The sequence below is a fragment of the Nocardia anaemiae NBRC 100462 genome (assembly GCF_001612725.1).
Classification (GTDB): Bacteria; Actinomycetota; Actinomycetes; order Mycobacteriales; family Mycobacteriaceae; genus Nocardia; species Nocardia anaemiae.
In genome coordinates, this window is the sequence record NZ_BDAZ01000022.1 from 38,894 (window position 1) to 64,158 (window position 25,265).

23 protein-coding genes and 1 pseudogene are annotated in these 25,265 nt (G+C 63.4%); 7 read left to right on the top strand and 17 right to left on the bottom strand.

Annotated features, from left to right (window positions below):
• Positions 1 to 10: 10 nt before the first annotated feature.
• The 12 genes from NA5_RS14925 to NA5_RS14980 all read right to left on the bottom strand — a co-directional run bounded on the left by NA5_RS14925 (position 11) and on the right by NA5_RS14980 (position 12,626).
• A complete protein-coding gene (locus NA5_RS14925; protein WP_062986192.1) occupies positions 11 to 712 on the bottom strand; it encodes a hypothetical protein in 702 nt (233 codons plus the stop codon).
• 68 nt (positions 713 to 780) lie between these two features.
• Entirely contained in the window at positions 781 to 1,740 is a 960-nt protein-coding gene (locus tag NA5_RS14930) for an MlaD family protein (RefSeq protein ID WP_062986194.1), read from the bottom strand.
• Positions 1,737 to 2,738, bottom strand: coding sequence for an MlaD family protein (locus tag NA5_RS14935; RefSeq protein ID WP_062986196.1), 1,002 nt, complete (start codon positions 2,736 to 2,738; stop codon positions 1,737 to 1,739). The genes NA5_RS14930 and NA5_RS14935 overlap by 4 nt, the downstream gene beginning before the upstream one ends.
• Complete coding sequence (locus NA5_RS14940; protein WP_062986197.1) at positions 2,735 to 3,766, bottom strand: MlaD family protein; 1,032 nt, start codon at positions 3,764 to 3,766, stop codon at positions 2,735 to 2,737. The genes NA5_RS14935 and NA5_RS14940 overlap by 4 nt, the downstream gene beginning before the upstream one ends.
• 1 nt (position 3,767) lies before the next feature.
• Positions 3,768 to 4,799, bottom strand: coding sequence for an MlaD family protein (locus NA5_RS14945; protein ID WP_062986198.1), 1,032 nt, complete (start codon positions 4,797 to 4,799; stop codon positions 3,768 to 3,770).
• Complete coding sequence (locus tag NA5_RS14950; RefSeq protein ID WP_062986200.1) at positions 4,784 to 5,794, bottom strand: MlaD family protein; 1,011 nt, start codon at positions 5,792 to 5,794, stop codon at positions 4,784 to 4,786. The genes NA5_RS14945 and NA5_RS14950 overlap by 16 nt, the downstream gene beginning before the upstream one ends.
• Complete coding sequence (locus NA5_RS14955) at positions 5,791 to 6,882, bottom strand: MlaD family protein (RefSeq protein ID WP_062986202.1); 1,092 nt, start codon at positions 6,880 to 6,882, stop codon at positions 5,791 to 5,793. Before NA5_RS14955 ends, NA5_RS14950 begins: the two co-directional genes overlap by 4 nt.
• Positions 6,883 to 6,884: 2 nt before the next feature.
• The gene (locus tag NA5_RS14960) at positions 6,885 to 7,760 is read right to left on the bottom strand and encodes an MlaE family ABC transporter permease (protein ID WP_062986204.1); all 876 of its coding nucleotides are present in this window, start codon (positions 7,758 to 7,760) and stop codon (positions 6,885 to 6,887) included.
• 2 nt (positions 7,761 to 7,762) lie between these two features.
• The gene (locus NA5_RS14965; RefSeq protein ID WP_062986206.1) at positions 7,763 to 8,662 is read right to left on the bottom strand and encodes an MlaE family ABC transporter permease; all 900 of its coding nucleotides are present in this window, start codon (positions 8,660 to 8,662) and stop codon (positions 7,763 to 7,765) included.
• A 69-nt stretch (positions 8,663 to 8,731) separates the two neighbouring features.
• Positions 8,732 to 9,997: a cytochrome P450 gene (locus tag NA5_RS14970; protein ID WP_062986208.1), complete on the bottom strand. Its 1,266-nt coding sequence runs from the start codon at positions 9,995 to 9,997 to the stop codon at positions 8,732 to 8,734.
• 46 nt (positions 9,998 to 10,043) lie between these two features.
• Positions 10,044 to 11,489, bottom strand: coding sequence for an aldehyde dehydrogenase (locus NA5_RS14975; RefSeq protein ID WP_062986210.1), 1,446 nt, complete (start codon positions 11,487 to 11,489; stop codon positions 10,044 to 10,046).
• Between the two features lie 105 nt (positions 11,490 to 11,594).
• Complete coding sequence (locus tag NA5_RS14980) at positions 11,595 to 12,626, bottom strand: alcohol dehydrogenase catalytic domain-containing protein (RefSeq protein ID WP_063813402.1); 1,032 nt, start codon at positions 12,624 to 12,626, stop codon at positions 11,595 to 11,597.
• A gap of 328 nt (positions 12,627 to 12,954) precedes the next feature.
• Here NA5_RS14980 and NA5_RS14990 point away from each other — a divergent pair, with 328 nt between their 5' ends.
• The 3 genes and pseudogenes from NA5_RS14990 (at position 12,955) to NA5_RS15000 (ending at position 17,250) form a co-directional block, all read left to right on the top strand.
• On the top strand, positions 12,955 to 13,479 hold the full coding sequence (locus NA5_RS14990; RefSeq protein ID WP_062986215.1) for a TetR/AcrR family transcriptional regulator C-terminal ligand-binding domain-containing protein: 525 nt from the start codon (positions 12,955 to 12,957) through the stop codon (positions 13,477 to 13,479).
• Between the two features lie 1,166 nt (positions 13,480 to 14,645).
• Positions 14,646 to 15,739 (top strand): annotated as a pseudogene (locus NA5_RS14995) (NAD(P)-dependent alcohol dehydrogenase).
• A 38-nt stretch (positions 15,740 to 15,777) separates the two neighbouring features.
• Positions 15,778 to 17,250 (top strand): aldehyde dehydrogenase family protein, encoded by a 1,473-nt coding sequence (locus NA5_RS15000; RefSeq protein WP_062986259.1) that lies wholly within the window; start codon positions 15,778 to 15,780, stop codon positions 17,248 to 17,250.
• Between the two features lie 1,006 nt (positions 17,251 to 18,256).
• On the opposite strand, the gene NA5_RS40375 is transcribed toward NA5_RS15000, so the two are convergent.
• Positions 18,257 to 18,397, bottom strand: a complete 141-nt coding sequence (locus NA5_RS40375) for a hypothetical protein (protein ID WP_157110428.1) — start codon at positions 18,395 to 18,397, stop codon at positions 18,257 to 18,259.
• A gap of 87 nt (positions 18,398 to 18,484) precedes the next feature.
• On the opposite strand from NA5_RS40375, the gene NA5_RS15005 reads away from it, so the two are divergent.
• Entirely contained in the window at positions 18,485 to 18,895 is a 411-nt protein-coding gene (locus tag NA5_RS15005) for an acyl-CoA-like ligand-binding transcription factor (RefSeq protein ID WP_062986216.1), read from the top strand.
• A gap of 169 nt (positions 18,896 to 19,064) precedes the next feature.
• Here the strand turns inward: NA5_RS15005 and NA5_RS15010 are convergent, their stop codons facing one another.
• The 3 genes from NA5_RS15010 to NA5_RS15020 all read right to left on the bottom strand — a co-directional run bounded on the left by NA5_RS15010 (position 19,065) and on the right by NA5_RS15020 (position 21,323).
• The gene (locus tag NA5_RS15010) at positions 19,065 to 19,403 is read right to left on the bottom strand and encodes a hypothetical protein (protein WP_084484149.1); all 339 of its coding nucleotides are present in this window, start codon (positions 19,401 to 19,403) and stop codon (positions 19,065 to 19,067) included.
• Positions 19,310 to 20,347, bottom strand: coding sequence for an SDR family NAD(P)-dependent oxidoreductase (locus tag NA5_RS15015; protein ID WP_245672242.1), 1,038 nt, complete (start codon positions 20,345 to 20,347; stop codon positions 19,310 to 19,312). The genes NA5_RS15010 and NA5_RS15015 overlap by 94 nt, the downstream gene beginning before the upstream one ends.
• 64 nt (positions 20,348 to 20,411) lie before the next feature.
• Positions 20,412 to 21,323 (bottom strand): alpha/beta hydrolase, encoded by a 912-nt coding sequence (locus NA5_RS15020; protein ID WP_062986218.1) that lies wholly within the window; start codon positions 21,321 to 21,323, stop codon positions 20,412 to 20,414.
• 142 nt (positions 21,324 to 21,465) lie between these two features.
• On the opposite strand from NA5_RS15020, the gene NA5_RS15025 reads away from it, so the two are divergent.
• Positions 21,466 to 22,092, top strand: a complete 627-nt coding sequence (locus NA5_RS15025) for a TetR/AcrR family transcriptional regulator (protein WP_062986219.1) — start codon at positions 21,466 to 21,468, stop codon at positions 22,090 to 22,092.
• A gap of 621 nt (positions 22,093 to 22,713) precedes the next feature.
• On the opposite strand, the gene NA5_RS15030 is transcribed toward NA5_RS15025, so the two are convergent.
• A complete protein-coding gene (locus NA5_RS15030) occupies positions 22,714 to 23,325 on the bottom strand; it encodes a TetR/AcrR family transcriptional regulator (protein WP_062986220.1) in 612 nt (203 codons plus the stop codon).
• 140 nt (positions 23,326 to 23,465) lie between these two features.
• Here NA5_RS15030 and NA5_RS15035 point away from each other — a divergent pair, with 140 nt between their 5' ends.
• Together NA5_RS15035 and NA5_RS15040 are read left to right on the top strand one after the other, a co-directional pair.
• Entirely contained in the window at positions 23,466 to 24,383 is a 918-nt protein-coding gene (locus tag NA5_RS15035) for an alpha/beta hydrolase (protein WP_062986221.1), read from the top strand.
• The gene (locus NA5_RS15040; RefSeq protein ID WP_062986223.1) at positions 24,380 to 25,261 is read left to right on the top strand and encodes an SDR family NAD(P)-dependent oxidoreductase; all 882 of its coding nucleotides are present in this window, start codon (positions 24,380 to 24,382) and stop codon (positions 25,259 to 25,261) included. Before NA5_RS15035 ends, NA5_RS15040 begins: the two co-directional genes overlap by 4 nt.
• Positions 25,262 to 25,265 lie beyond the last annotated feature (4 nt).

Genomic DNA, 25,265 nt, shown 5'->3' on the forward strand with positions numbered 1-25,265 from the left:
GATGAACCTCCTACTTCGAGGCGAACACCGAGTCGATTCCCGCGATATCGGTGATATTCCAGTTGTGCGCGCCGTCGATGGTCAGCCGGTAGGTTGCGGTCGAGTTGATGCCATCCGGCGCCTGGCTGTTCTTGGTGAGCACGTTGACGAAGCAATCCACCGAGTACGCGCCGTTGGTCTCGGAGCGCACCTTCGCGGCGATCGGCTTGGCCGTCGAAGTCCATTGCAGCGGTGAGATGATCTGCTCCATCGAGGTCGCCGCCTGGGTGAGCCGGTTGGACAACTCCGGGGTGGTTCCCTTGGTCAACCGGCCTCGCCACGCGGAGAGGTCGTGGAAGTCCATTTCCGCTGCGCCGGTGGCGTAGTCGAGCGCGACCTGCTCGGCGTGCGACCGATCCTGGGACTGCTGATTCACCGCGGCCAGGTCGCTCGACTTGGCATGGACCTGCCACCCGAGCACCGCCACCACAGCGACCAGGACGACGACGACGGCCGAAATCATCAGGGTCTTGAGCCGGATCGATGAGCCCGCGATCCTATTTCCCTGCGCGACCATCGCGTCGATCCGTGCCGACCGCTTCTTCGCACCGATTTTCCTTTTATCGGATTCGCCTGCACCACCGAAAGTTTCGACGACTTCTTCGGCCGCAGGATCCTTCACAGTGTCTTTGTTCTCGCTGCTGTTCGTGGTTATGGACGTCTGGGCTGTCATGTGTTCCAATCCGTTTCCGAAAATATTTGCCCCCGCAACAGTTCTCGATCAGGTCGCTCAGGATGGCCTCACCTCCCCGGAGTCCGGACATGGACGGTGACGCCGTCTTCCGAATCAGCCGCCGCGAGCGCCTCGTCCAGTAATCGCCCGATGTCGATCGTCTTCAGCGCCGCGGCCCCGTTCTGCGCGGCCGGTAGCAGATCCATCCCCAGCGTTTGCAAATCCGCAGCATTCTCATCCGCGAATTTCTGGACTTCGGATACGAAAGGGACCGTTCCGTCCCTGTTGGCCGCAACAATCGGCTGCCAGTTCTTGAGAAGCGCGAAGAGGTCCCACAGGTCGCTGAAGGATCTGCCCATTGTCGGGACAACCGGACCGGCGCCGCTCAGATCGGGGCCGATCCAGGAACTGTCCTGCAGCATCGGCTGAATGGCGTTCAGCAGCTTGGTGAACGCGCCCGATTGCGTGGTGATCATCGAGGCCAGCAACCTGCCCGCCCGGTTCAGATCGTCCAGCACCTGCGCATCCTGCGGCAGGGCGACATCCATTTCGTGGAAGATCGCCCCGATCCGGTCTGGATCCAGCTGTTCGAGCAGTCTGGTCAGGCGCGCGGACAGTTCCTTGATCGTCGTCGGCACGACCACCTTGCCGGTGTCGATGACCGAGTGGTCGGCCAGATACGGCCCCTTTTCGGTGGCCGGTGTGACCGCGATATAGGTCTCCCCGAGCGCCGAGAGGTTATCCACCCGATAAGTGCTGTCCAGCGGTACCCGATATTTCTTGTCGAATTTCCACTCGACCTCGATCCTGTCGGCGGACGAGACGACCCTCGACACATCGCCGATGTGCACGCCGCGCAACAACACCGGAGACCCGACGACGACGCCGTTGGTATCGGGCAGTGACATTTTGACGGTGTCCAGATCGTGCAGCGCGTCCGCCGGCATGCCGATCTCGTACATGTAACCGAAGGAGCCACCGGCGATCAGGGCCATGCCCAACACCGACGCGACAGTGCGGTTGATCATCGCACGGCCCCCAACATGCGCAGCACGTTCTCGATATCACCGACCAGTTGATCACCGTTGGCTGCCTGCACGGACCGAATGTTCACCGACGGGTGCTGCGCGAACGGCAGAACCACGGTCCGCAGGAACGTTGCCATGTTTCCGGCCGCGCTGGGGGCCGTATCCCAGATGCCTCGGCCCTCGTGCGTTGTCTCCGAGAGCGAATTCAGCATCGGGACCATCCAGCTGCCGCCGACGAAGAGACTGCCGATCGATGGGAGTCCTTTTCCGACCGCGCCGTACATCACACGCGCGGAGTAGTTCCAGTACTGCAATGCCCAGTCGTTCAGCAGTACCCGATTCAGCGTGGCGGAATTGTCCGCGACGACGCTCGAGGTGCGATCGAATCCGGCCAGTGTGCGGTCGATTTCGCCGGTGTTCTGCGACAGGTCGTGCAGATCGCCGGTGATGACCGTGGACAGCTTGCGGATCTCGCTCACGGCCGGCATGACGGTGTTCAGGCGCGACATCGCGTCCTCGATCTTCTGAATACTGCCGCCGTTGACGAAGTAGGCGAGCACGGCCAGCGTGTCCTCCAGTTGCGGGGGCGAGGTGGTGTCACCGACCGGGACACTCCCGCCCGTCGGCAGGTACCGCGTGTCCCCCTGGGCCGCACTGCGATCCAGCCCGATGTAGGTGTCGCCGAGAATGGTGTCCTGCCGGATCGTGGCCTTCACGTTCGAAGGAACACGCACACCCGGCGACAGCGTGACCGTCACGGCGACATCCGAGGCGCCCAGGTCCACCCTGGCGACCTTGCCGATCGGCAGACCGTCCATCGTCACCGTCGCCCCGTCGGGCAGGTTCATCACACTCGCGAAGTGCAGCACGATGTCCGCACCACCGGAACTGGACTGGAAGCTCGGAATATCCTTGGGGCCGAGGGAACACGCGGCGGTCACCGCACCGCAAAACAGGGCGGCGGCAACTCTTGGGACGAGTCGTCCGAAAGTCTTCATCGCTCTGCCTTCCCCAGCACGAGATCCAGCAAGGGCATCGTGGGCGCGGCGCCGGCACCTGTTTCGACGATCGGCTGCTGATACGTGACAGTCATCCCGTTCGCGTCCTGGGTCTGCTGCTGGATCGCCGCCGTGATCGAGGGAATCACCGACAGGAGTCCGGCAATGTCCTTCGAGCGAGTGGCCGCCAGGTGGATCACGTCGGTGACATTGCCGTGCACGAACGGCCAGATCTGATCGCCGTAGCGACGTTGCACGTCGTAGAGGGTCTTGCCGGTATAGCCGACGCCCTCGCATAATTCGATCACGCCCGGCAACAGGTCATACGTGGCGGCGTTCACCACGTCCGGAGCCTGATCGAGTATGGACCGAATGGCGGACCACCGCTGCAGCGCCTCCTCACTCAGCGGCGCCATGTTCATGATCGTGGCACCGATGTCGGAGATCAGTTGGTCCGGGCTGTCCATCGCCGCGGCCGCATGCCGCATCATTGCCTGTGCGTCGTTCCCGTTGCCGTTCAACGCGGTGTCCATGCCTTCCAACGCCCGCCGCAGTCCTTGCCCACCGTCCTCGGGCGCTATGGCCTCGATGAAATCAGCTGCCGATCCCGTGATCTGCGAGATGCTCTTCGGCGTAGAACTATCGCCGAGCGCGATACATTTACCGGACGCGAGCTGAGGACCCGATTTGTAGTTGCCGACAAGTTCCACGCTGCGATCGGCCAGCAGCGATTTCGACCGGGTCACCGCTTTCACGTTCGCGGGATATTTGCGTCCCTCGTCCAGGGAGAAGGTGACTTCGACATGATCCGACTCCGGAACGATACTGGTCACCTTGCCGACCTTCACACCCATTTGAGTGACCGGGTTTCCGGTGTACAGCCCGACCGCGTCGGGCATCTCCGCACAGAACCCCGAGCCGCCGCCGGACGTGATGTGGGACATGGATATGTAGGCGATCCCACACGCCGCAGCGACAACTGCTGTGACCGCCATCGCCGCGATTGCCCTATTGGGTTTCTTGATCATGTCAGCACGTCCGTCCCGGCGTCGGGATGCAGATGTCGGAGGCCAGCAGTGTGCCGCCGCCGATCGCCGTCAGACCGTCGGGCCCGAGCCATTGCTGCAACTGCACCCGCAGGTCGGTCATCCGGTCCAGCGCCGGCCCCATTGTCTTCTGAAATTCGCCGATAGCGTCCCGTGTCTTGGTGATCGCAGCGAAGATCTCGTCCGAGTGGTTGAGATAGAACTTCATGAAAGGCTCGACGCGACCGATGATGTCACCGAGATCCGTATAAGCCTGGTCGAACCCGGCTTTGGTGATGTTGTACCTGGTGGTGAGGATTTCCACCTGACGCAGCAACTCGAAAATGAAGTCGCGGCTCCGATTGAACGTTTGCATGTATTCCGCGGCCGTGTCCATGATCGTGCGGACCTGGTCACGCTGGTGATCCATCACGGTCGCAATGCTGTTGAGGCCGTCGATCAACGACTTGACCGAGGGCGCATTGTGTTGCAACGCATCGGCGACCTGATCGATATTCGCTTGAACCGTGCCGCCGTCGACCTTGTCGGTCACGTGCGGTGCGGCCTGCAGGACATCGGCGATCGAATAGGGGACGGTGACCCGTTCAGGCGGGATGACGGCGTCCTTGTCAAGCGGCGCGCTGCCGGACGGGATCAGCGTGACCGCGTACCCGCCCACCGGAGTCAGCATCCGTACGTCCACCGTGGAATTCGAGCCGACGAACACATCGCCCTTGATGTCAAGATCAACTCGCACAGTGTCGGGCTGGATCGACAATCTCGCGACCTTACCGACGCTGATGCCGGCAACCCGAACCTCCTCACCCGCGGCGAGCGCGGACGCGTCGGTCGTCTCGAACGCAATCGTCTTGCGTCCCAATGGATACAGGTATAAAGCGGTAGCCGCGACCAGTACCATGATCGCGACTGCGACCACCGTGAGACCCAGCAGTGTTTTGTTGCCGCCGATCCTGCGCAGCACGGACACCGCTCTGGACCGCAGACGAGCCGTCAGTTCACTCAGTGCGCGTTGCATACCGTGACCTCACTGCCATTCAGCAGGATCTGCACATCCGTCGGAAGTACTGCGATCCCGTTGCTGCATTTCACCGCGCCCGAACTGTTCTGGAGCGCGGGTAGTTGCAGTCCCGCGAACGCATTCGGCAGCAGGCGCAGGGCATCGGCTGCGGCAGGGATCGAAGAAAATGCCGAGTGCAGGAAGCTGTCGACGTCCAGCTCGGGATTCAGTCCGAGATCGACGAGCATCCTGTCGATCGGCCGGGTGAACGCGGGGCCGAAGGCGTCGGCCTTGGTGAACTCGTCCAGCACCGTCAGGGTTCGGCCGACCGGAATACTCATGGACTGCAGGAAATTGATGAGATCCGGGGACTTACCGCCCATCGTCTGGGACATCCGATTCAGGTTCGTGGTGAGAATCGAAATGACCTGCTCGCGGTCGCGCGCATAGTCACCCAGTTTCTGCACGCTGTCCATGATCGGCGCGAGGCCGTTGCCATCGCCCTGCAGCATGGAGATGGCGTTCTGGGTGAACCTGTTCACTTCGTCGGTGCTCATCGTATTCAGCACCGGCTGAAGGCCGTTGAACAACTGGGTGATGTCGAACGACGGCTTGGTCATCGCGGTCGTCAGATGATCGGTCGGCGCACCGGGACCGTCCGGCTCGCTCATATCGAGATAGCGGATACCGGTGAGATTCTGGTACTTGACGGCGAGCACCGTTTTATCGGTCAGTCGATGCGGCCGCGTCAGGGCCAGACCGACCTTCGCGATACTCTGCCCGTTCTGCCGGACCAGATCGATCGACTTCACCTTGCCGACGAGAACGCCCTTGATGCGCACGTCACCATCAACGTGCAAACCAGAGACATCGGTGAAATCGGCTGTGTACGAGGCAGTTGCGTCCGAGACCGGATTGCGGATGGCATTGATCGTAATGATGAACAGCAGCGCGGTCACGACTGCGACGATGGACAGCTGCACCACTCTGGTGACCATGCGGGTGGACTTCATCGTGGGCCTCCCGGCTGCGACGCGGGCGGAGTTCCGGTGAGCGCCAGCGGCGTGGCGAACGACGGCAGATCGTCGAGGATGACCCGCATGTTCAGCGTCTTCTCCCCTGGCGGGCCGGAGTATGCCTTACCGTATTGCTCCACGAGCCGGGAGAGCTTCGACGCCGCCGCACCGCCGTCGAGGAGATTCGGCACGGCGCTGGTCAGCGCCGTCACCGTTTGCGTCAGTGGAGTGAGTTCGCCCGGATGGCTCTTCAACAAGTTCCCGGAAGCGTCGAACAACCCGCCCAGGATCAGATTCAGACCTTCGTTCAATTCGGACCACCACGCGTCCCGATCCTCGGGTGAGAGGCCCCACGTATCTCGCTGCGTCTGGTTGTCGTACATGTTGTACAGCGCGTCGATGGCCTGCTGACCGAATCCGGGCAGCACTTCCAAGGTCCGATTCATGTCCGCGAGAAGGACACTCGGCATCGCCTGCTGCGTTTGGGCGATGCGATCGGCGAGCACGATACCGGTCTGGATCATCGGCGTGAGACCATCGGTATAGCGAACGATCTTGTCGAGGGTCTGGATCATCGGGTCGGTCAGCGTGCCGTTGACCACGAGCGAGCCCTTCTCGATCATCGTCGACATGGTGAAGTCACCCGATGGCCTCCGGTCCAGAACCCGTCCGGAACTCAGGGGTCCGCCGCCGGCCTTGCCCACGAGATTCACCGCCGAGACGCCGAAGTAGTTCTCCGGCCGGAAATCCAGATCGAATGCGTCGGTCAGCCCCGTGATATTGCCCGGCCGCAGCGACAGGTTCATCCGCACCGAGTTGTCCTGGTGACGGGTCAGCCCCTCGACCTCGCCGACCTCCTGACCACGCAGAATGACCTTGGTGCCGGTATGTATGCCCGGCGCCACAGCCGGTACGTCAACAGCCAGGTCCAGCGTGTCCGAAGTCTCGAACCGCGGATACACCCATTTGTAGGCGACGACCACGATGACGACGGCCACGATGACGCCGATCGCGGTCATGTTCAGGACCCTGGTTTGGCGCGCACCCGTGCCTCGAAGGAAGTCCTGACTTCTGAATTTGCTCATTCCTATCCTTTGAAGATCAGGACCGGGCTCAATCCCCACAGAGCCACTGTCATCACGAAATTGAGCACAACAAGAGTGACGAGACTCGCGCGAATAGCTCGACCGGACGCTGCGCCCACACCAGCTGGCCCGCCGGAGGCGAAATACCCGTAGTAACAATGGATGAGCGTGATGGCCGTGCAGAAGACCAGCACTTTGACAATGGAGGCGAGCAGATCCTCCGGACTCAGGAACATCCGGAAGTAGTGATCGTAGGTACCCGCCGGCTGGGCGAAGAATATCTTCACCACAAGGCTGCCGGTGATGAAACTTACCACCAGAGCCATCAGATATCCGGGCAGGACCACCAGCATGCCACCGATCAGCCGGGTGCCGACCACGAACGGAATCGCTTGCAGGCCCATGGATTCGGTGGCATCGATCTCCTCGGAGATGCGCATTGCGCCGATCTCCGCGGTCATCCGGCAACCCGCCTGTGCGGCGAATCCGACCCCGGTGATGATCGGCGCGATCACCCGCAGGTTCCCGAACGATCCGATGATCCCGCTCATCGCTCCGAAGCCCAGCAGATTCAGCGCGGTGAACGACTCGATCGCGACCACCGCGCCAACCGCGACGCCCAAGAAGAACATCAGGCTCACTACGCCGCCGTCCACGATCAACGACCCACTGCCCCAAGCCATCTGGTTCATGGTCTTGACCGTCGCCCTGCGGTAGTGCCGCACGGTCTTCGGTAGCAGATACAGCGTCTTGGCGCAGAATACGACGATCTGCCCGATCTCGCCCAGCCCCTCGGACACTCTGCGTCCGATCGACCGCGCGGGACGGACGACTACCGATCTCGGGGAAATTGCGAACACCCTCGACAATCCGTTCATGATCACGCCAGATGCGCCGGGAAGAACATCTGCTGAAGCTGACTGACCAGCAGGTTCGTCATGAAGATGCAGAACACGCTGAGCACCACGGACGCATTGACCGCGTCGGCGACGCCCTTCGGTCCGCCCTTCGCTTCCAGGCCGCGCAGACTCGCCACCAGCACGACGATCGCAGCGAACAGCAACGACTTGACTACCGCGAAGACCACGTCGGTGGGCGTAGCGAAGGCTCCGAACGTCTGCCAGAAGCTGCCCGGCACAACATGGTTGACCGTCGTCGAGATGACCAGGCCCGCTGACACACCGGCCGCGATGATGACCGCGCAGAGCACCGGCGCGATCGCGATCATCGCCAGGAACCGCGGCATCACCAATCGCTGCACCGGATCCACGCCCATCACCCGCATCGCATCGATCTCCTCGCGGATCGAGCGCGCGCCCAGATCCGAGGCGATCGCCGAGGCTGCTGCGCCACTCATCAGCATCCCGGCTGCCATCGGCGCGCCCTGTCCGACTACGCCCAGACCGCTCGCGGCGCCGGCCAGGGAGTTCGCCCCGACCTGATTCATAATGCCGCCCACCTCGACCGCGACCTCGGCGCCGATCGGAATCGCCATCAACAGCGCCGGCAAGGCCGTGACCTTCAGCAGATTCCATGTCTGATCCAGGATTGCGTACAGCGGCAGCCGCAACCGCACGCCGTCGACGACCAGGTATCGCACCACCGCCGCGGTGAGTTCGGCGGATCTACCGATAGTTGCCAGTGAACGGATCGGCGCTTCGCGCAGATACTTCAGGGGGCCTGACCCGCCGCCCGGGCGGAGCTCTTCCGGTTCGCCGACCGATGATGCGTCGAGCCCGGGCGGCGATTGTCCGGCGACCGACGGCACCGTTGCAGTCATCGATCGCTATCCTTTCCACGTACTGGAACCGCAAGCTATGGGGATTTCATGAAGCCTGCGGATTCGAAGCTAGAAGAGCACCCGCAGCTCTGCTGGAGAGCGGAAACTATGTCCGAGTATTTCCGGCGCGGCGAACGACGGGTCGAGCCGGATATCCGGTGCACGATCCAGGATCATGCCGACGGCCGCGGCGATCTCGACCCGCGCCACATGGAGTCCTATGCACAGGTGCGGGCCATACCCGAAACCGATGTGGGGTCGTCCATTTCTTGCCAGATCGAACGTTTCGGGGTCGGTGAATACATCGTCGTCGTGGTTCGCTGAGCCGACCCACGCAACCACACCCGTACCCGCCGGCACATCGATGCCTGCAATCGAAGTATCCGCTTTCGCTTGACGGAAGACCGCGACAATCGGCCCCTCCCACCTGAGTGTCTCTTCGACGGCCTTGGGCAACAGGTTTCGGTTCGCGGCGACTGCGGCCCGCTGATCGGGATGGGTGAGAAGCGCCACCATCGTGTTCAGTGTTCCGCGCATCGCAGTTTCGGCGCCTGCCGCCAGCAGGGTTCCGAAGTAGGGGGTGATTTCCTCGGAGGTCAAGCGACGGCCGTCGACCTCGATGTCCACCAGGTCCTGCATCAACCCAGGCCGGCTGTATTTGCCTGCGCGCCGCTCGTCCACCTCCTCACGCAGGAGATCGTGCAGGCGCACGGCACCGGCCATCGCGATCTCGGGGTGAGTGCCGAACAGCAGCGAGGACACCCCGAGCTTGAGAAACTCGTCCGCATTCTCCGGGCGAAGGCCGAGGAAATGGTGCAGAACTTCGACCGGAAAGATCAGGGCAAAATCTTTCACAAGGTCTGCCGAGCCGGCGGCGATCAGCTTGTCGAGCAGCTTGGAGATCGCAGGTTCCACGATTTCTCCGCGCATCGTTTCGGCGATGCGCCGTCCGAACGCGTCCTTCACCAGGCCGCGGTAGAACGTATGATCCGGTGGGTCCATCATCATGAAGCTGCGTCCATGCAATTGCCCGAGGGTGGGGAGATACACCTCGGAGGAGAAGACGGCCGGGTCTTTCAGTACGGCCGCGACTTCGTCGTAGCCGAACACCGATACCACGGACTTGCCGACCGTCGACGCGGCGATACCGGCTATGGAGAACGTCTCGAATTCTTCCGTAAGTATGTCACCCGCGTAGACCGGGCTATTTTTTCGATAGCGCCGGAGCACCGAGTAGATATCTTTTGTCTCATTACGTGCCTTGCCGGCCGCGTCCTCGAATGCGCCGAACACATCGAAAGAGTTGAAGTCGGTCACGTGTGGAAATTCGGTCATGGGTACCCCTTGGCAGGATCGAAGATTTGTGAGGTGAAGCGATCCGTCATGCCTTGGAGGCCCTGGCGATCGTCTTGATTTCTGTATATTCGAGCAAGCCTTCGATGCCTCCTTCTCGCCCGATTCCGGAGGCCTTGAATCCGCCGAACGGCCATGCCGGGTCGAGGAAGAATCCGTTGACGCTGCATGTGCCGACGCGCATCGACTGCGTGAACCGTTCGATGCGTTCCGGATCCGAACCGAAAATCGCCCCGGCCAGTCCGTATCCCGAGGCGTTGGCCAAATCGAGGGCCTCCTCGTCGGTGTCGTAGGGAATGACGACAGCGACGGGGCCGAAGATCTCCTCTTGCGCGACGCGACTGTCGTTCGACAAGCCGGAAATGATCGTCGGCTCCACGAACCACCCGGTGGTGAGACCGGCCGGGCGGCCGCCACCAACGCTGATGGTGGCGCCCTCTTCCCGGGCAAGCGCGATATAGGACTCCACGCGGTCCCGTTGACGCTCGGCGACCAACGGCCCGATGACGGTCCCTTCCTCCCGCGGATCACCGACGGTCAAAGCACCGACGGCAGCGGACAACGCAGCGACCCATTCGTCGTGACGCGATCGCGGCACGAGAACCCTCGTCAGTGCGGCACATGCCTGTCCGTTGTTGAGGAACATGCCGGGAAGGAGCCCCGGGAGCACCTCGACCGGGTCGACGTCATCGAGGATCACGGCCGCGGATTTGCCACCCAGCTCGAGGGCTACGCGGGTGAGGTTACGACCGCATACCTCCGCGATATCACGGCCTGCCAGCGTACTTCCGGTAAAGGACACCTTGTCGATGCGTGTCGACGCAACAAGATGGGCTCCCGCCTCTCGCCCGGCCGGAAGGATGCTCACAACACCGTGCGGCAATCCCGCGGCATGGACCGCTTCGGCCACGATCATTGCATCGAGTGCCGTTTCCGGGGACGGCTTGATGACGATCGTGCAGCCGGCCGCGAGCGCCGGCGCGAGCTTGCTGGCGAGCAGATAGACAGGCCCGTTCCACGGGACGATCGCGGCCACCACACCAACCGGCTCACGCACCAGCACGGAGTCCACGCCGAACAACCCGGGTCGCGGCTCCCGCCAGGGCGCAATTTTTAGCAACCCGGCGTAGTAGTCGAAGAAGACCGCTCCGGCCGGCGCTTGGCCGACCGTGCTGAACGCGATCGGAGAACCGACCTCGGCAGTGATCAGTTCGGCAAGCTCAGTTTCGCGCCGGCGCAACTCCCCCGCGATCCGGCCCAGCACATCGGCCCGCTCCTCGAGCGTCGTATGCGGCCACGGCCCATGGTCGAAGGCCTCACGGGCCACAGCGATCGCACGGTCGATGTCGTCTTCGGTGACAACCGGAACCGTGCCACACACCTGCTCGGTGGCGGCATCGCGCACTTCGAGCACATCCGGTGAGGAGGCCGCGACCCATTCACCCCCGATGAACAGGTCTTTCCAGGTCTTCATTGCAGATCTCCTTGAATACGGACCGATCGGCCCTACTTGTGGAACTTGGACAGCGGGCACGACGAACCGGCTCGCCATCTTTTGGATCGAGTGGATACGCGGGCGCTAAGGCGTCGGGCGATCTCCCGGAAAACGAATTACACCTCGACCGACGATCCGGCCCGCGCGCAAGTCGCTGTAGCCCTGTTCGAGGTTCTCGAAGTCGTACTCGGTGATGTCGATTTCGGCTTTACCCGCCCCCACCAGCTCGAAGAGGGCCTTCAGCTCCGACAACGAGCAACTCGCGGAGTTGAACACCACGGCACCGAACTGCGGCAGCCCGAATCTGAACGGCAACGTCCCCCCGCCCGTGCCGACAATTCCGACGGCGCCCAACGGCTTCACGATCCGCGATGACAACTCTAGCGTCGCGTCGATACCCACGAATTCCAGAACGGCATCCACACCGCGTCCCGAGGTGAGTTTCATGATTTCCTCGACCGTGCCAGGACCGGAAACCACACCGAGGTCCGCGCCGCGCACGATCGCGTTGTCGAGACGCTCCGCCAAATCGACCGCGATCACCGTCGCCGGCGTCATGAAACGCAGCAGCTGCAATGCGAAAGCACCAACGCCACCGACACCGACAACCGCCACATACCCGTTGTCACGTACATGCGGCAGCACCCGATGGATCACACCATATGCGGCAGCACCCGCGTCCGCGGCAGGCGCGATGAGAAGATGGACCAGCTCCCCGATCGGAAGAGTGTCCCGGCGCCGCGCCACCATATACGGTGCCAGACCACCATCACCGCCCACCCCATAGCTCATAGGCCGATTGAGGCAGACATTGTCGTTGCCCTCGACGCAATACTCACAGGCACCGCACGAGCTCGAGGGCGACACGGCAACCGAGTCCCCAATGCTCAGGTCCCGAACATTGCTGCCAACAGCAGCAACCCACCCCACGTTTTCGTGCCCCAGCGTGTACTCCTTGGCAGACTGCATAAAGCCGTGATCCATCAGTTCGAGATCCGTACGACAGATACCCGCAGCCGTCATCTGAATCAGCACATCATCGGGCCCTGGGGACGGAACAGGGATATCGCGCCACACACCGGCACCACCACCCGCGGGAACGCGGTATGCCTTCATGCTGATCGGAAGGTCAGACACAACAAGCTCCTCATCTACCTACTGCCCAATCCGGCGATCCGCGATACGGACGGCGGCCTGGCTGTGATCTGCATCGCACCATACTTACCGACACACTGTGTTGGCAAGTAGTTGTTCGGACCAGTCCGGATACGGTGGTAGTCGGATCCCCGCAGTGGCAGCCGATTCGCCACTCGGACATGGGAAGGAGAGGACTTTGGGTGGACGAGCTACGTCCTCGGACGGCGTGAAACCGAGTGGGCCCGGGACACGTACCGGTCGACCACGAGACCCTGCCATCGACGAGCGCGTACTGTCAGCCGCCCGGTTGGTTTATCGAGATGTCGGCCACGCGGGTTTTCACTTCGACGCCGTAGCCAAGGTTGCCCGCGTTTCGCGGGACGCACTCTATCGGCGCTACGCCAGCAGCGACGCACTGCTCCTCGCGGCTCTCGAGTATGCCCGATGGCCGGTATTCCGATACGAGAGCGACCGATCTCTTCGCGTCCAGCTGACCGATTTCGCCACCAATGTCTACCACTACTTCTCCTCGGTGGACGGAAGCGCGCACCTGCGGTTACACGTAGAGGCCAACCGGATCCCGGAGGTGTTCAGGGAGTACCGGCAAAGACTGCTGGAGCCGCAACTGGTCGCGATCATCCAAGCCGTAGACGCTCATGCGCGAGCCGAGGGCATGCACGATCTGGATGCCGGGGAGTTGATGCTGACACTCAGTGGGGCAGTGATGATGCGCGCCCTCGTCGATCAGGACACCAACAACGCTTCGCTTGACCCCATAATGGTCGACAATCTCATCGAGGGCGCATTGCGAGGCGCAACGTTCAGACGTTAACGCGACCGGGCCAACGCCGTCGCGGAGGTCGGTCGGGTCACATGATCAGGTGCGGTTCGAACGCCGCGTGGCGCGAGATCAGTTGTGGCCGAATTCCGAGGAGCCTCGACCACGAGGCGTACCAACCCGCGACTCGTGGCGTCCAGGCAGGTAATGCGGATCTACCCGGAAGCCGCCCCACCGTGCGCTGCCGAGATCATCGAGCGCACCGCACACGAGAAGCGGGGCCCCACTATTGCTGAACGGGCTCGTTCAGTATAGTCTCCAAGAGCAAAAGCTGAACGGCCCAGTTCGTGAACTGTACCGACTGCATTTTAGCAGTTGGAAACTTCACGCAAGGAGCGTGCCCAACGATGAGTACCGAGATCACTCCGGATCGCGTACGGACGTTGTTCCGGCTCGTGTTTGCCCCGGTCACACGGCAGCGGTGGCGTCAGGCGCTGCGACGGTACCGCACGGTGCAGAATCCGCTGGATGTCACAGGTGCCGCCGTCATCGATCCGACGATCCGGACCAAGGCGATCGAAGCCGTCTCCGAGGATCGCGCGGTCGGCACAGTAGCCGTGATCTCCGGTCCGTCAAGGAAGCCACCGGCGCCCCCCATTTGGCCACGCGTTACTCAATGCGATCGGGGCCCCGGCACCAACGACTCCGGTCACCTTGGTCAACCAGGTGCTGCAGCCCATCGCGGAGCATACGAAGTCGACTCCCGGCGAGGCGCAGATCGGTCATCCGATCCCCGGACCGCGGCAGTCGGTGGTCGCGCTACGCAACCTCACCTGCGGTCCCGAACGATTGATTCCGTTCACGCTGCCTGGGCGCCGACGGAACCCGTGACAGTGGAGGTGACAGCGCCGAGACACGGGACATGGTCGGAATCGAACGCTCAAACCGTCCGGACTCAGACCGGGATCCCCAAAGTGCTAGCAGGTTGGTGACCAGTTCGGAACAGGCCGTGCCGGTAGCGATGGGTTTCGGCCGGCAGGTGGCGTCGAAGATCGCGTCGTGCCCACGGACGGCACACTCTCCTTCGCCCGCACATTGGCGGCCGAAATATTCACCGTCTCAACAACTTCCGCTCGCCACAGTGGAAGAACCGATGACACCGAACAAACTGCCGACGCGCCGTCGGTACCCCCATTTCCCCTACTCCATCGAGTGGAACCATGAAAATGCAAGCCGCACTGTCCCGAGGGGCGTCCCCCCTTTCAGCATCGAAGAGATCGACATCGATGATCCACGACCCGACGAAATCCTGGTCCGTATGCGGGCCGCCGGCATCTGCCATACCGATCTCCTGACTCGACAGATGCTTCCCACCGACACGCCGGTCGTTCTGGGCCATGAGGGCGCGGGCGTGGTTGAGAAGGTTGGGTCGTCGGTGCGGCGCGTGTCCCTCGGCGACCATGTCCTGATCAGCTATGACAGCTGTGGCTCCTGTCCACGGTGTACGGCGGGGATGCCGAGCGACTACGCGCAATTCGCGGTCCTAAACTCTTCCGGTGGACGGGCGGACGGTTCCAGCCCGCTGAGCCAGGACGGAAATCGTGTTGCCGGGGCGTTTTTCGGACAGTCGAGTTTCGCCACTCACGCACTGGTCACCGAGCGCAATGCGGTGGTTGTCGAGGACGATGTCGATCTCACGACCACGGCGTCATTCGGCTGCGGAATGCAGACCGGTGCGGGGGCGGTGGCCAACGTGCTACGGCCGGGATCGGATGCACGCCTTGCCGTTTACGGCGCCGGCTCGGTCGGAATGGCAGCCATCATCATGGCCGCCCGCGCCTTGGATGTGTCCACCATTGTCGCCGTCGATCTCTCCGAGAGCCGACGTGAAACGGCCCTGAAACTGGGGGTCGCTGCGTCGATCGACGGCTCGGCCGCCGATGTCATCGAGCAGGTCAAGACCGCGGCCGGCGGCGAGATAACGCATGCACTGGACACCACGGGGGTGCCTGCGGTGATCGCCGGCGCAGCCAATGCCCTGGGCCCGTTGGGCACACTGGTACTGGTCGGGCTCGGCGCGCCCCAGGCCACCATCGATATCCCTCCATTCATCGGTGGCGGGCGGTCCCTGCGCGGGTGCATCGAGGGAGACGCCGTCCCGGGCGAGTTCATCCCGCACCTCGTCGAATGGCATCGCACAGGTCGGTTCCCCATCGAGCGAATCGTCACGCCGTTCCCATTCGCCGAGATCAACACCGCTGTCGCGGCCATGGCCGCGGGCGGTGCGATCAAACCGGTTCTTACCTTTCCCTGACCTTGTCGATCACTGTATTCGAACGAGAGGACTTCACAATGCCCCCCCAGCCGCTTTCACTCGATGCCGATCCATCCGCAGCGCAGCTTCGTGCAGTTCTGGACGCCCAGCGAGCTGCGTTCTTGCAAGAAGGGCCGCCGACCGCACAAACCCGCCGCGATCGGATCAACTGTCTAGTACAAGCGGTCGCCGACCACTCCGCCGAACTCACCGCCGCGATGAACGCCGATTTCGGCAACCGCCCGGAACTGTTCAGCCTGATGTCGGACATGGCCGGTGTGCTGCCCAGCGTGATGAAGCTGAACGAAAAGCTGGAAACCTGGATGCGAGACGAGGTCGTCGCGGGATCTGCCGAAACGGGTCTGCCTACGGTCCTGCAGCACCGCCCGAAAGGCGTCGTCGGAGTGATCGGGCCCTGGAACTTCCCGCTCGGATTGGTCATCCAGCCAGCCGCCGAGGCACTCGCGGCGGGGAATCGTGTGATGATCAAATTCTCGGACGTTCCGGAGCGGACAGCCGAGGTCTTTGCCGAGGCGATCGCCGAACGCTTCGCACCCGAGGAGGTGTACGTCTGCCGGGGCGGCCTGGAAACGGCGCAAGCATTCTCCGATCTCGAATTCGACCACTTGTTCTTCACCGGATCCCCAGCTGTCGGGCGGCGTGTCGCCGCGGCCGCTGGTGCCAACCTCGTTCCGGTCACCCTCGAACTGGGCGGGAAGAACCCCGTCGTCGTGGCCCCAGATGCCGACGTGAATGTGGCCGCCGAGCGGATTGCCGCCAACCGGATGATCAACGGCGGTCAGGTCTGTCTGTGTCCGGACTATGTTTTCGTTCCCACCGACCAGACCGACACATTCATCACCGCGTATCGGGAACACATCGGCCGGTTCTTTCCGACCTATCTCGGCAATCCCGATGTGACGACGGTGATCAACGATGCCAACTACCGCCGGATCGTCGGCCTGATCCAGGACGCCGCAGCGAAGGGTGCCGAGATCATCACCATCGCACCCGCCGGAGAAAGCGACAGCCTTCCCGACCCCGAAACGAGGCGGATACCACCCTCCATCGTGCTGGGTGTCACGGACGAGATGGCCATTGCTCGAGAGGAGATCTTCGGACCGGTCATTGCCGTCTTCTCCTACCAAGACGTCACTGAGGCAATCGACTATATGAGAGCTCGGCCCCATCCGCTCGTCGCCTATTGGTATGGCGACGACACTGCCGACTATCAGACATTCCTACGGTTGACGACTTCGGGCGGAGTCACACGCAACGACATTGCCTTGCATTTGCGGGTTGACGGCGCCCCGTTCGGCGGAGTCGGCCCCAGTGGCATGGGTTACTATCACGGAAAGGCCGGTTTCGACACCTTTACTCACACTCGCGCCATCACGACCAACCAACTCGGTGTCGGCATCGCCCCCACAATGATGCCGCCATATACCGATACAGTGCGTGACGGGCTGCTGGAAATCCTCGACACCGCCCGCTCGGCAACGACCGGGTAAGTCGATCAGGAGGAACGGTGAGCTGACAAAGTAACGCAACCGGATTCCTGGCACCACTGGCGGGAATGAAGAGGCACGATTGCCTGGCGCGCGTTCCAAAGGTCGAACCGAATAAGCCACGAAATAGCAATACACCGGACGAACAACAGTTAGCCGAGAACTGAAACGCACTAGTCGAGACGAATCACTACGATACTGCCACCGAATTACAGGGAATAAGCTAGACAAGAAGAGGTATTTGAGGTTGGTTTGCTCGCACCCTATAGGGGTCAGAGTAAATAATTCTTAAACACGCCGGTGTGTCATGCGCGACCGTACTTAGGCCAATTGCTCATGAGCCTCGTCCGCCGTGTCGCCCGGCAGGACCGTCCTCTGGGCATCCTCCTCACCGTACGGTTCCCGAATCAGGATGGCCGGTATTGCCCACCGGGATCGTGTGGCTCGCTATTCGTACATCTCGCGTAGCGTCTTGAACAATGCCCTGACCGTGAGCATCTAAGGGCCTCATCCATACCGGATCGTGCCGGTCTCGACGCGCCTTGGACTGCAAAATAATTCGGCTGCGGCTGCGTCGGGTGCCGCGTTGCCTCCTCGCCGAGTGGGCAGGTGTATTCGGTAGCCAACCCAGAACGAAGTGGAACATCGGCCGGGCCCCCTTGTCGAGCACTCCCATGCCGCCCATAACGGGCCCCCTGCAAGTCGGAAGATCTGACCCGTCAATCGTCCGCTGCATGAGAAGGAAAGGTAAAGACCCAGCGGTTCCTTGTCCACAGGACGAACACCAGGCCGCATCGGAGAGTCCCAGATCAGCCCGTTCAGGTGGCCCACCGAGCCGATCCAGAGATGCGATTCGGTCGTCCACGTGACCGCACACAAACGACGTTTCGGGCTATCGCGGCAATCACGGTGCGCCGCCGCATCGCCTCCTCGAGCACCGCTTTGAAGAACTTGTCGTCGCCGTTGGCCGCGGCTTGTCGGGCGGCCTGCTGCTGACGGCCACGCTGGTTCAGACTTCGACGGACCTGGGTGCCGATGAGCTGATCACCGCCGAGTTGTGGTCGCTGATCAGCGAGGAGTTCTTGGCGCTGGTGAGCTGGTCGGCCGCAAGGCGGTCGACCGGGTCACGACGATGCAGTGCGACCGGCACGGCAACAAGGTCCGGCGCGAGGCCAAGGTTAACGCAATATCATCGGCGAGCGTCTGCTCGGCGCTTCCGAAGGACAGGTAGTTTCGCATGGACATGCTGTTCACCGCCGAACAGGAGGCGATCGCCGGCTTATGCGCGGCATCGGCGTGCCCAGCTGACCAGCCAGTCACGGATGCGGTCCGCTGTGTGGTCGTCGACTTCAATCGCTTCGACCCGGAGCACGTCCCGTGGCACCGAAGGAGGATGGAACTCATCCTGAAAGTCCCTGCGCTGCACGCCCATTCGACCCTTCGCTACCGAGAATGGCGCGACGTCGTCGCGGATTTCGCGGCCACCAGGCTCGGCGTGGCTGCTGACGAACTCCTTCCTCAAACGGTTGCCTATTCCGCCCTCGGCGTCGCTGTGGCGTCCTATGAGTACTGGCTCGCCCATCCACATGAGGTGCTGTGCGAGGTGCTGGATCGGGCCCTCCACGGCCTCAGTAAGGGTCTGGTCTGAACAGCGCTCCCAGAAGGTAGATGTTCAGGCTCGGGCGACGGCTGCGGTCCGGAGGGCGTCGGGGGTGGCTCCAGTCCAGGTAAGGAACAAGTCGTCATCAGCGACGACCTGGCCGAGGAGCGCGAGGCCCCGATCGCCGCACTGCCCAGCGGACTCGTACCGGGCGTGCTCACACCTGGAAATCGTTCGCCGTCAATAGCATTACCCACACGCAGAGCGCGATAGCCGCCCCGCAGAAGCCCACCAGGAATACCGTGCCCGCCACCTCTCCCGCCAGGGCAGGCCGGCGCGCGGTCCCGATGCGCTCGCCGTCGTCCGCGTAATAGACAGTCACGACATCGCCTTCGATGCTGGCATTGGCGACCGCGATATCGAGGTGACCGAATCGGTCGACGGATTGTTCAACGACCTTGGTCAAGGCGTCGCTGTCGGTGACAACGACCGCGAGCGGCAGTGTGCGGTTGCGGCCGAGGCGTTCCGCTGGCTGGTCGACGCCGTCCTGGTGGATGTCGGTGAGTACGAGGTTGGCTCCGCGGTCGTGTAGCGCCTCGCGGCGCTGGCGGAGCCGATACCGCCGGCGGCACCGGTGATGAGTACGGTCTTACCGGCAAGAGACCAGAGTTCGGGCAACGTGCGCTCCTCAGTCGGTGGTTGTGGTGTGCGGGCGATGGCGTGGTGGTCGTGCCAGCCGGCCGGCGCGGCCAGTTCGGTGGCGCGGGCGATGGTGGTGTCTTTCCAGGCGATGCGGTCCAGGACGGGGCGGAACAGGCCGGGAGCCTTGGCGATGATGGTGTTGCGTTTGGGGACCACGATCAGTTCGGAGCGTCGCTCGATGCCGCGGACGATGCCCTGTACGACTGTCTCGCTGGGCACCATCTTGAACAGGCCCTTCTCGTTCCCGCCCCACAGAACCCGGCCGGCGGGGTCGGCGATGACATCGTCCATCATCGGAGTTCGGAAGAATGTGGGGTGCACACTGCCGACGGCTACGCCTTGGTGGCGCAGTTCGAGCCGGATGCTGTCGCACATCGCCCAAACGCCGGCTTTCGTAGCGGTGTAGGAGGCCTGCAGGGGGGAGTGCACGAACGCGGCCATCGAGGAGATCGCCAACAGGTAGCCACGAGTGGCCTGCACGCTAGGCAGTCCGGCGCGGAAGGTGCGCCACACACCGGTGAAGTTGATGTCGACGACACGTTCGAAGGCTGCCGGTTCGAGGGTGGCCAGGGGAGCCATGGTGTCGATTCCGGCGTTGGCGATGACGACGTCGAGCCGCCCGAAGTGCTCGGTGGCCTGGGCCATCGCCGCGTCCAAGCTGTCCAGGTCGCGAACATCGGCGCGCCAGCCGCGAGCTTCGTCCGATGTCCCCAAGGTATTCGCTTGGGCGCCTACGGCATCGGCGTCGAGGTCGAGCAGCGCCAGATTCGCTCCGCGCGCACGCAGCGCTTGGGCCAACTCGCTGCCCAGTCCGCCGGTGGACCCGGTGAGAGCGACGGTGCGGCCATGAGTAGATAGTGGGTCATTGCTCGGACTCCTCGGCAGTGGCTAGCGGTGGGACGTGGGCGTGGAGGAAAGTGATTTGATCGGCGATGACGCGTTCGAACCATTGGCCGACGTAGATGTCGAAATGCCCGGCGGGATAGAGCTCGATCTGGGCATGCGGGGCTTTGCGGGCATGCCGGAGCGTGGCTTTCGCCGGCGCGACCGCGTCGTGTTCGCAGACGGAGAACAGGATGCGACACCGCACGCGCGCGGCACTGCGGCCGGGGACGTGGAAGGTAACCGCCAACGCGATCCGGGCGGCGACCTGGTTGGCGAATGGTGCCGAGTCGGGTACCAGCGCGAGATAGCCGGGTTCGGAATCCGGTGAGGCCATCAGCGCTGTTGATCCCGGTGGTCCGGCGGTGGTGACCATGACAGGTTCCTTGCCGAGGCGCGCTCCGATCGCATCACGCAACGCCCGTGCGGTGACCCGTATCGCGGTCGGCGGCGACATCGCCAGCACCGAGGCGCGGCCGTCTGTGAAGGGACATTGGGCCACCACCGCGGCGACACCGCCGTCACGGGCAGCCGCGACCAGCACATGTCCGCCGCCGAAGGAGGTGCCCCATAGCACGACACGGCGGCCGTCGACGGCATCGAGCGAGCGCGCGTATGCGATGGCCGCCGCCCAGTCCTCGAGCTGCTGCCGGATGTCGATCAGCTGGCGCGGTGTGCCTTGACTGGCGCCGAAGTGCCTGTAGTCGAAGACGAGGCAGGCGTACCCGGCCTGACGGAACCGCTCGGCATATGCGTCGAGCCGCATCTGCCGGATGCCGCCCAGACCGTGCGCCATGACGATGATCGGAGCTGGGCCGCCTGCGGGCAGGTACAGCCACGCGCTGCACTCGACACCTCCGGAGCGGAATCGGACCTCGAGGCGCTCGCACATGCCCACAACTCCTTTTGCTCGTTCGCAGCCCCTATGGCCTACGCCACAAACTACATGGTATCAATTCCAATTGTGGAAGCCATTACAACAATGGATTTAAATCTAGTCTGGCCGTAGAGTGATTCGGATGAGTGCCGCAGGCATGACCCGGACCGCGCGGCGGGCCGCAGCGACCTATCGAGCGATCGTCGACGCCGCTGAACAACTCGTGCTCGACCAGGGAACCGATGCCCTGACTTTGGATGCGGTAGCCGAACGCGCCGATGTCGCAGTGCAGACGATCTACAATCGCCTCGGTGGGCGCTCCGCGCTGTTGATCGCGGTAGCCGAGCGAGCGCTGGAGAAGAACCGCCAGTACATGGACGCCGCGTACGCCGCCCCGGGCACACCCAGAGACCGGATTTTTCGAGCTGCCGAGGCCTACACCCGGTTCGCTGCCGAACGACCACATCAGTTCCGGTTGCTGGTCGACCCGCCCGCTGAGCCGGACGCGCTAGCACGGGTGGCCGACCTCATCGAGGAACAGAATGCGAAACTCGCCGCCGCGTTATCCGACGGGATCGCTGACGGCACCATTGACCCGGACCTGGACCCGATGATCACCTCGACCGCTCTGTGGGCGGCAATGAACGGAGTCCTCGCCCTGCACTGGCGCGCCGACAGGTTGCGTGCCGAGCCCAACCATCTACACCTACTCGTCACCACGATCGTCGGCATCCTCGACAGGGGCATCCGCTCGGACGCCCCTCGACCAACGTCGACTGCGTAGCCCACGCGTCTTGTTCCCGCTGTCGGTACGTTCAAGCGGGCGTTCCGGACGCATCGGACCTCGCTGGACCGCACGCGAAACACTCGTGAGCAGTTCGTTCGGTTCGAACTCGTGTCATGGAAGCGCCCGGGAGTTCGTGCCGGCGCAGGGGAGAACCACGATGAAAGTGACACCGAAGGTTGGAGAGCAATCCACGGCTCTCGGTGACTGCGTCCGGCGGTGATCTGGGCCGGTGGTTTGATCGTCCCAGCTCCAGATGGTGGATGGGACCGGACGAACCGTTGTGGAGCCGGATGGTCCAGGAGCTGCGATCGAACCCGATTCCCCTCCCGGACATGGTCGGTGTGACCGTCAGCTGAACGAGCTGCGCATTCAGCTTCGCCGACAGCACCTCTTGCTTCTGGCCCCGGGTCACGGCGGCAACCGCCAGGGCGATAGTGACTGCGGCCGACGCGACGACACGGAACCAGGTCGCGACGTTGCCCTATGGCAGATGCCACCGACCCAGCATGCAAACAACTACCACCGGTATGCGGTACTGACGGTACCTGCGAGGAATTCGTATCGGTCTATGGCAGCCCGATATTCGACAACGGTGCCTGAATTCCTCGAATATGGCTGTCAGTCCCCATCGACCGGGCGGATGCCTCTGTCGAGCAGACCGATGACGGTCGCGACGAGCAGTCGCATGCGGTGGCCGTCGGCGCGCAGCCGGTCGGCGCGCCAGTTCAGGGCCAGCACACCGTTCATCGCTGCCCACAGTGCGGTCGAGCTGAGCTCGGGATCGAGGTTCGGGTCTATGGTTCCGTCGGCGAGTCCATCCGACAACGCGGCGGCGAGTTTCGTGTTCTGTTCCTCGATGAGATCGGCGACGCGTGCGAGCGCGCGTGGTTCGTTGGGCGGGTCGATGAGCAGCCGGAATTGGTGTGGTCGTTCGGCGGCGAACCGGGCGTACGCCTCGGCTGCTCGCAGGATCCGTGCCCGGGGCGAGCCGGGCGCGGCGTAGGCGTCGTCCATGTACTGGCGGTTCTGTTCCAGCGCTCGTTCGGCGACCGCGATCAGCAAGGCCGAGCGCCCGCCGATCCGGTTGTAGATGGTCTGTACCGCGACGTCGGCCCGCTCAGCGACGGCGTCCAGGGTGAGGGCGTCGGCTCCGTGGGCGAGGACCAGGCTTTCGGCGGCGTCGACGATCGCTTGCTGGGTGGCTGAAACCCGCCGTGCCGTCCGTGTCACCGCCTGCGGAGTTCATGTGCCCACTGTACGGTCATCATGGAGTGGCTTCCATTGTTGGAATCACTTCCATACTTGGAACCTATCCCATATACTGTGTGGTGCCGGTAATGGTCGACCAGCGAGAGCAAAGGAGTTAGCCGATGGGCGATCGCCTCGAAGTCCGGTTCCCGTCCGGCCCCGCGGGGGTGGAATGCGGTGCGTGGCTGTATCTGCCGGCCGGCGGTCCGGCCCCGATCATCGTCATGGCGCACGGTCTGGGCGGTATCCGCGAGATGCGGCTCGACGCCTACGCCGAGCGTTTCCGTGCCGCCGGGTATGCCTGCCTGGTTTTCGACTACCGGCACTTCGGGGCCAGCGACGGCACGCCACGCCAGCTGATCGACATTCGTGAGCAGCTCGCGGACTGGGCCGCGGCGATCGCGTTCGCGCGCTCGCTGAACGTGGTCGACACGAGCCGCATCGTGTTGTGGGGAACGTCCTTCGGTGGCGGACACGTCCTGGTGGCCGCTGCCGGTGATGGCGACATCGCGGCGGTGGTCGCGCAGTGTCCTTTCACCGACGGTTTCGCCTCCGTACTGGCGATGCAGCCTTCGAACGCTCTGCGTGTCACCGCGCGAGCGGCGCGCGATCTGATCGGGGCATATGTGGGCAGGGAGCCGGTAATGATCACCACGGCGGGGCGGCCGGGTTCGACCGCGCTGATGGCGTCGCCGGATTCGGAGCCGGGCTATCTAGCGTTGGTGCCAAACTCCGCTCCGTTCGCCAACGAAGTCGCCGCCCGGGTCGCATTGTCTATCACTCTGCACATCCCGGGGCGCAGCGCCGCGAAGGTGAGCTGCCCGATCATGTTCGCCATCTGCGAACTGGATGCGGTCGCACCGGCGAAAGCCACTCTGCGCCATGCGCGTAAGGCTCCCCGCGGGGAGATCGCGCTGTATCCCGCGGGGCATTTCGATATCTACGTCGGTGACTGGTTCGAGCGCGTCGTGGCCGACCAGATCGCCTTCCTGCACGCTCACGTCGCACCGCGCATCACCGTCGAGGAGTCCGAACGATGACCCGCTATCCACTCGCAGGCCGCACCGTCGCGTTGACGGGTTCCACCGGTGGGCTCGGCAGTGAATTGGCCCGAGCCCTGCGTGCCCGCGGAGCGAACCTGGCACTCCTGGATATCGACGCCGATAACGTGCGTGCGCAAGCGGCCGCGCTCGGCACTGCGCGTCAGGCTCGCGGTTGGCATGCGGATGTCCGCGACATGACCGGCCTGACCGACGCGATGAACGCGGCCAGCGAGCATTTCGGCCGTCTCGATGTCGTCATCGCCAATGCCGGAATCGACACCATGGCTCCCATGGCCACCCTGGATCCCGCGGCCTTCGAACGTGTCGTCGACATCAACCTCACCGGGGTGTGGCGCACCTTCCGCGCCGGGCTGCCCGGCGTGCAGGCCAATCACGGCTATCTGTTGGCGATTTCCTCGATGGCCGCGTTCGTCCACTCCCCGTTGCAAGCGTCGTATACGGCCACCAAAGCCGGTGTCTGGGCGATGTGCGACAGCATCCGCCTCGAACTGCGCCATCGGGGTGTCGGAGTCGGCAGCGTGCACTCGACCTTCTTCCGCACCCCGATGATGGACGACATCATCGCCGACCCCGCCGGTCGAGTGCTTTGGGGCGGCAATGAGAAAGGTCTGTTCAAGATGGTGCCCAGCGCCACGGTCGTGCGCGGCATCGTGCGCGGCATCGAACGGCGCTCCGAGCTGATCGTGGTGCCGAAACGCAACTCGCTCATCGCCAAAGCGCCCGGCCTCTTCCGCCCGGTGCTGGACCGCGTCGCCTGGAAGGACACCACCATCGCCCACGCCGCTGAACTGGCCGCCCCGGCCGGTTGGCACGACCACCGAGCTATCGACCGCCATACCGCAACCGCAGACTGACCAA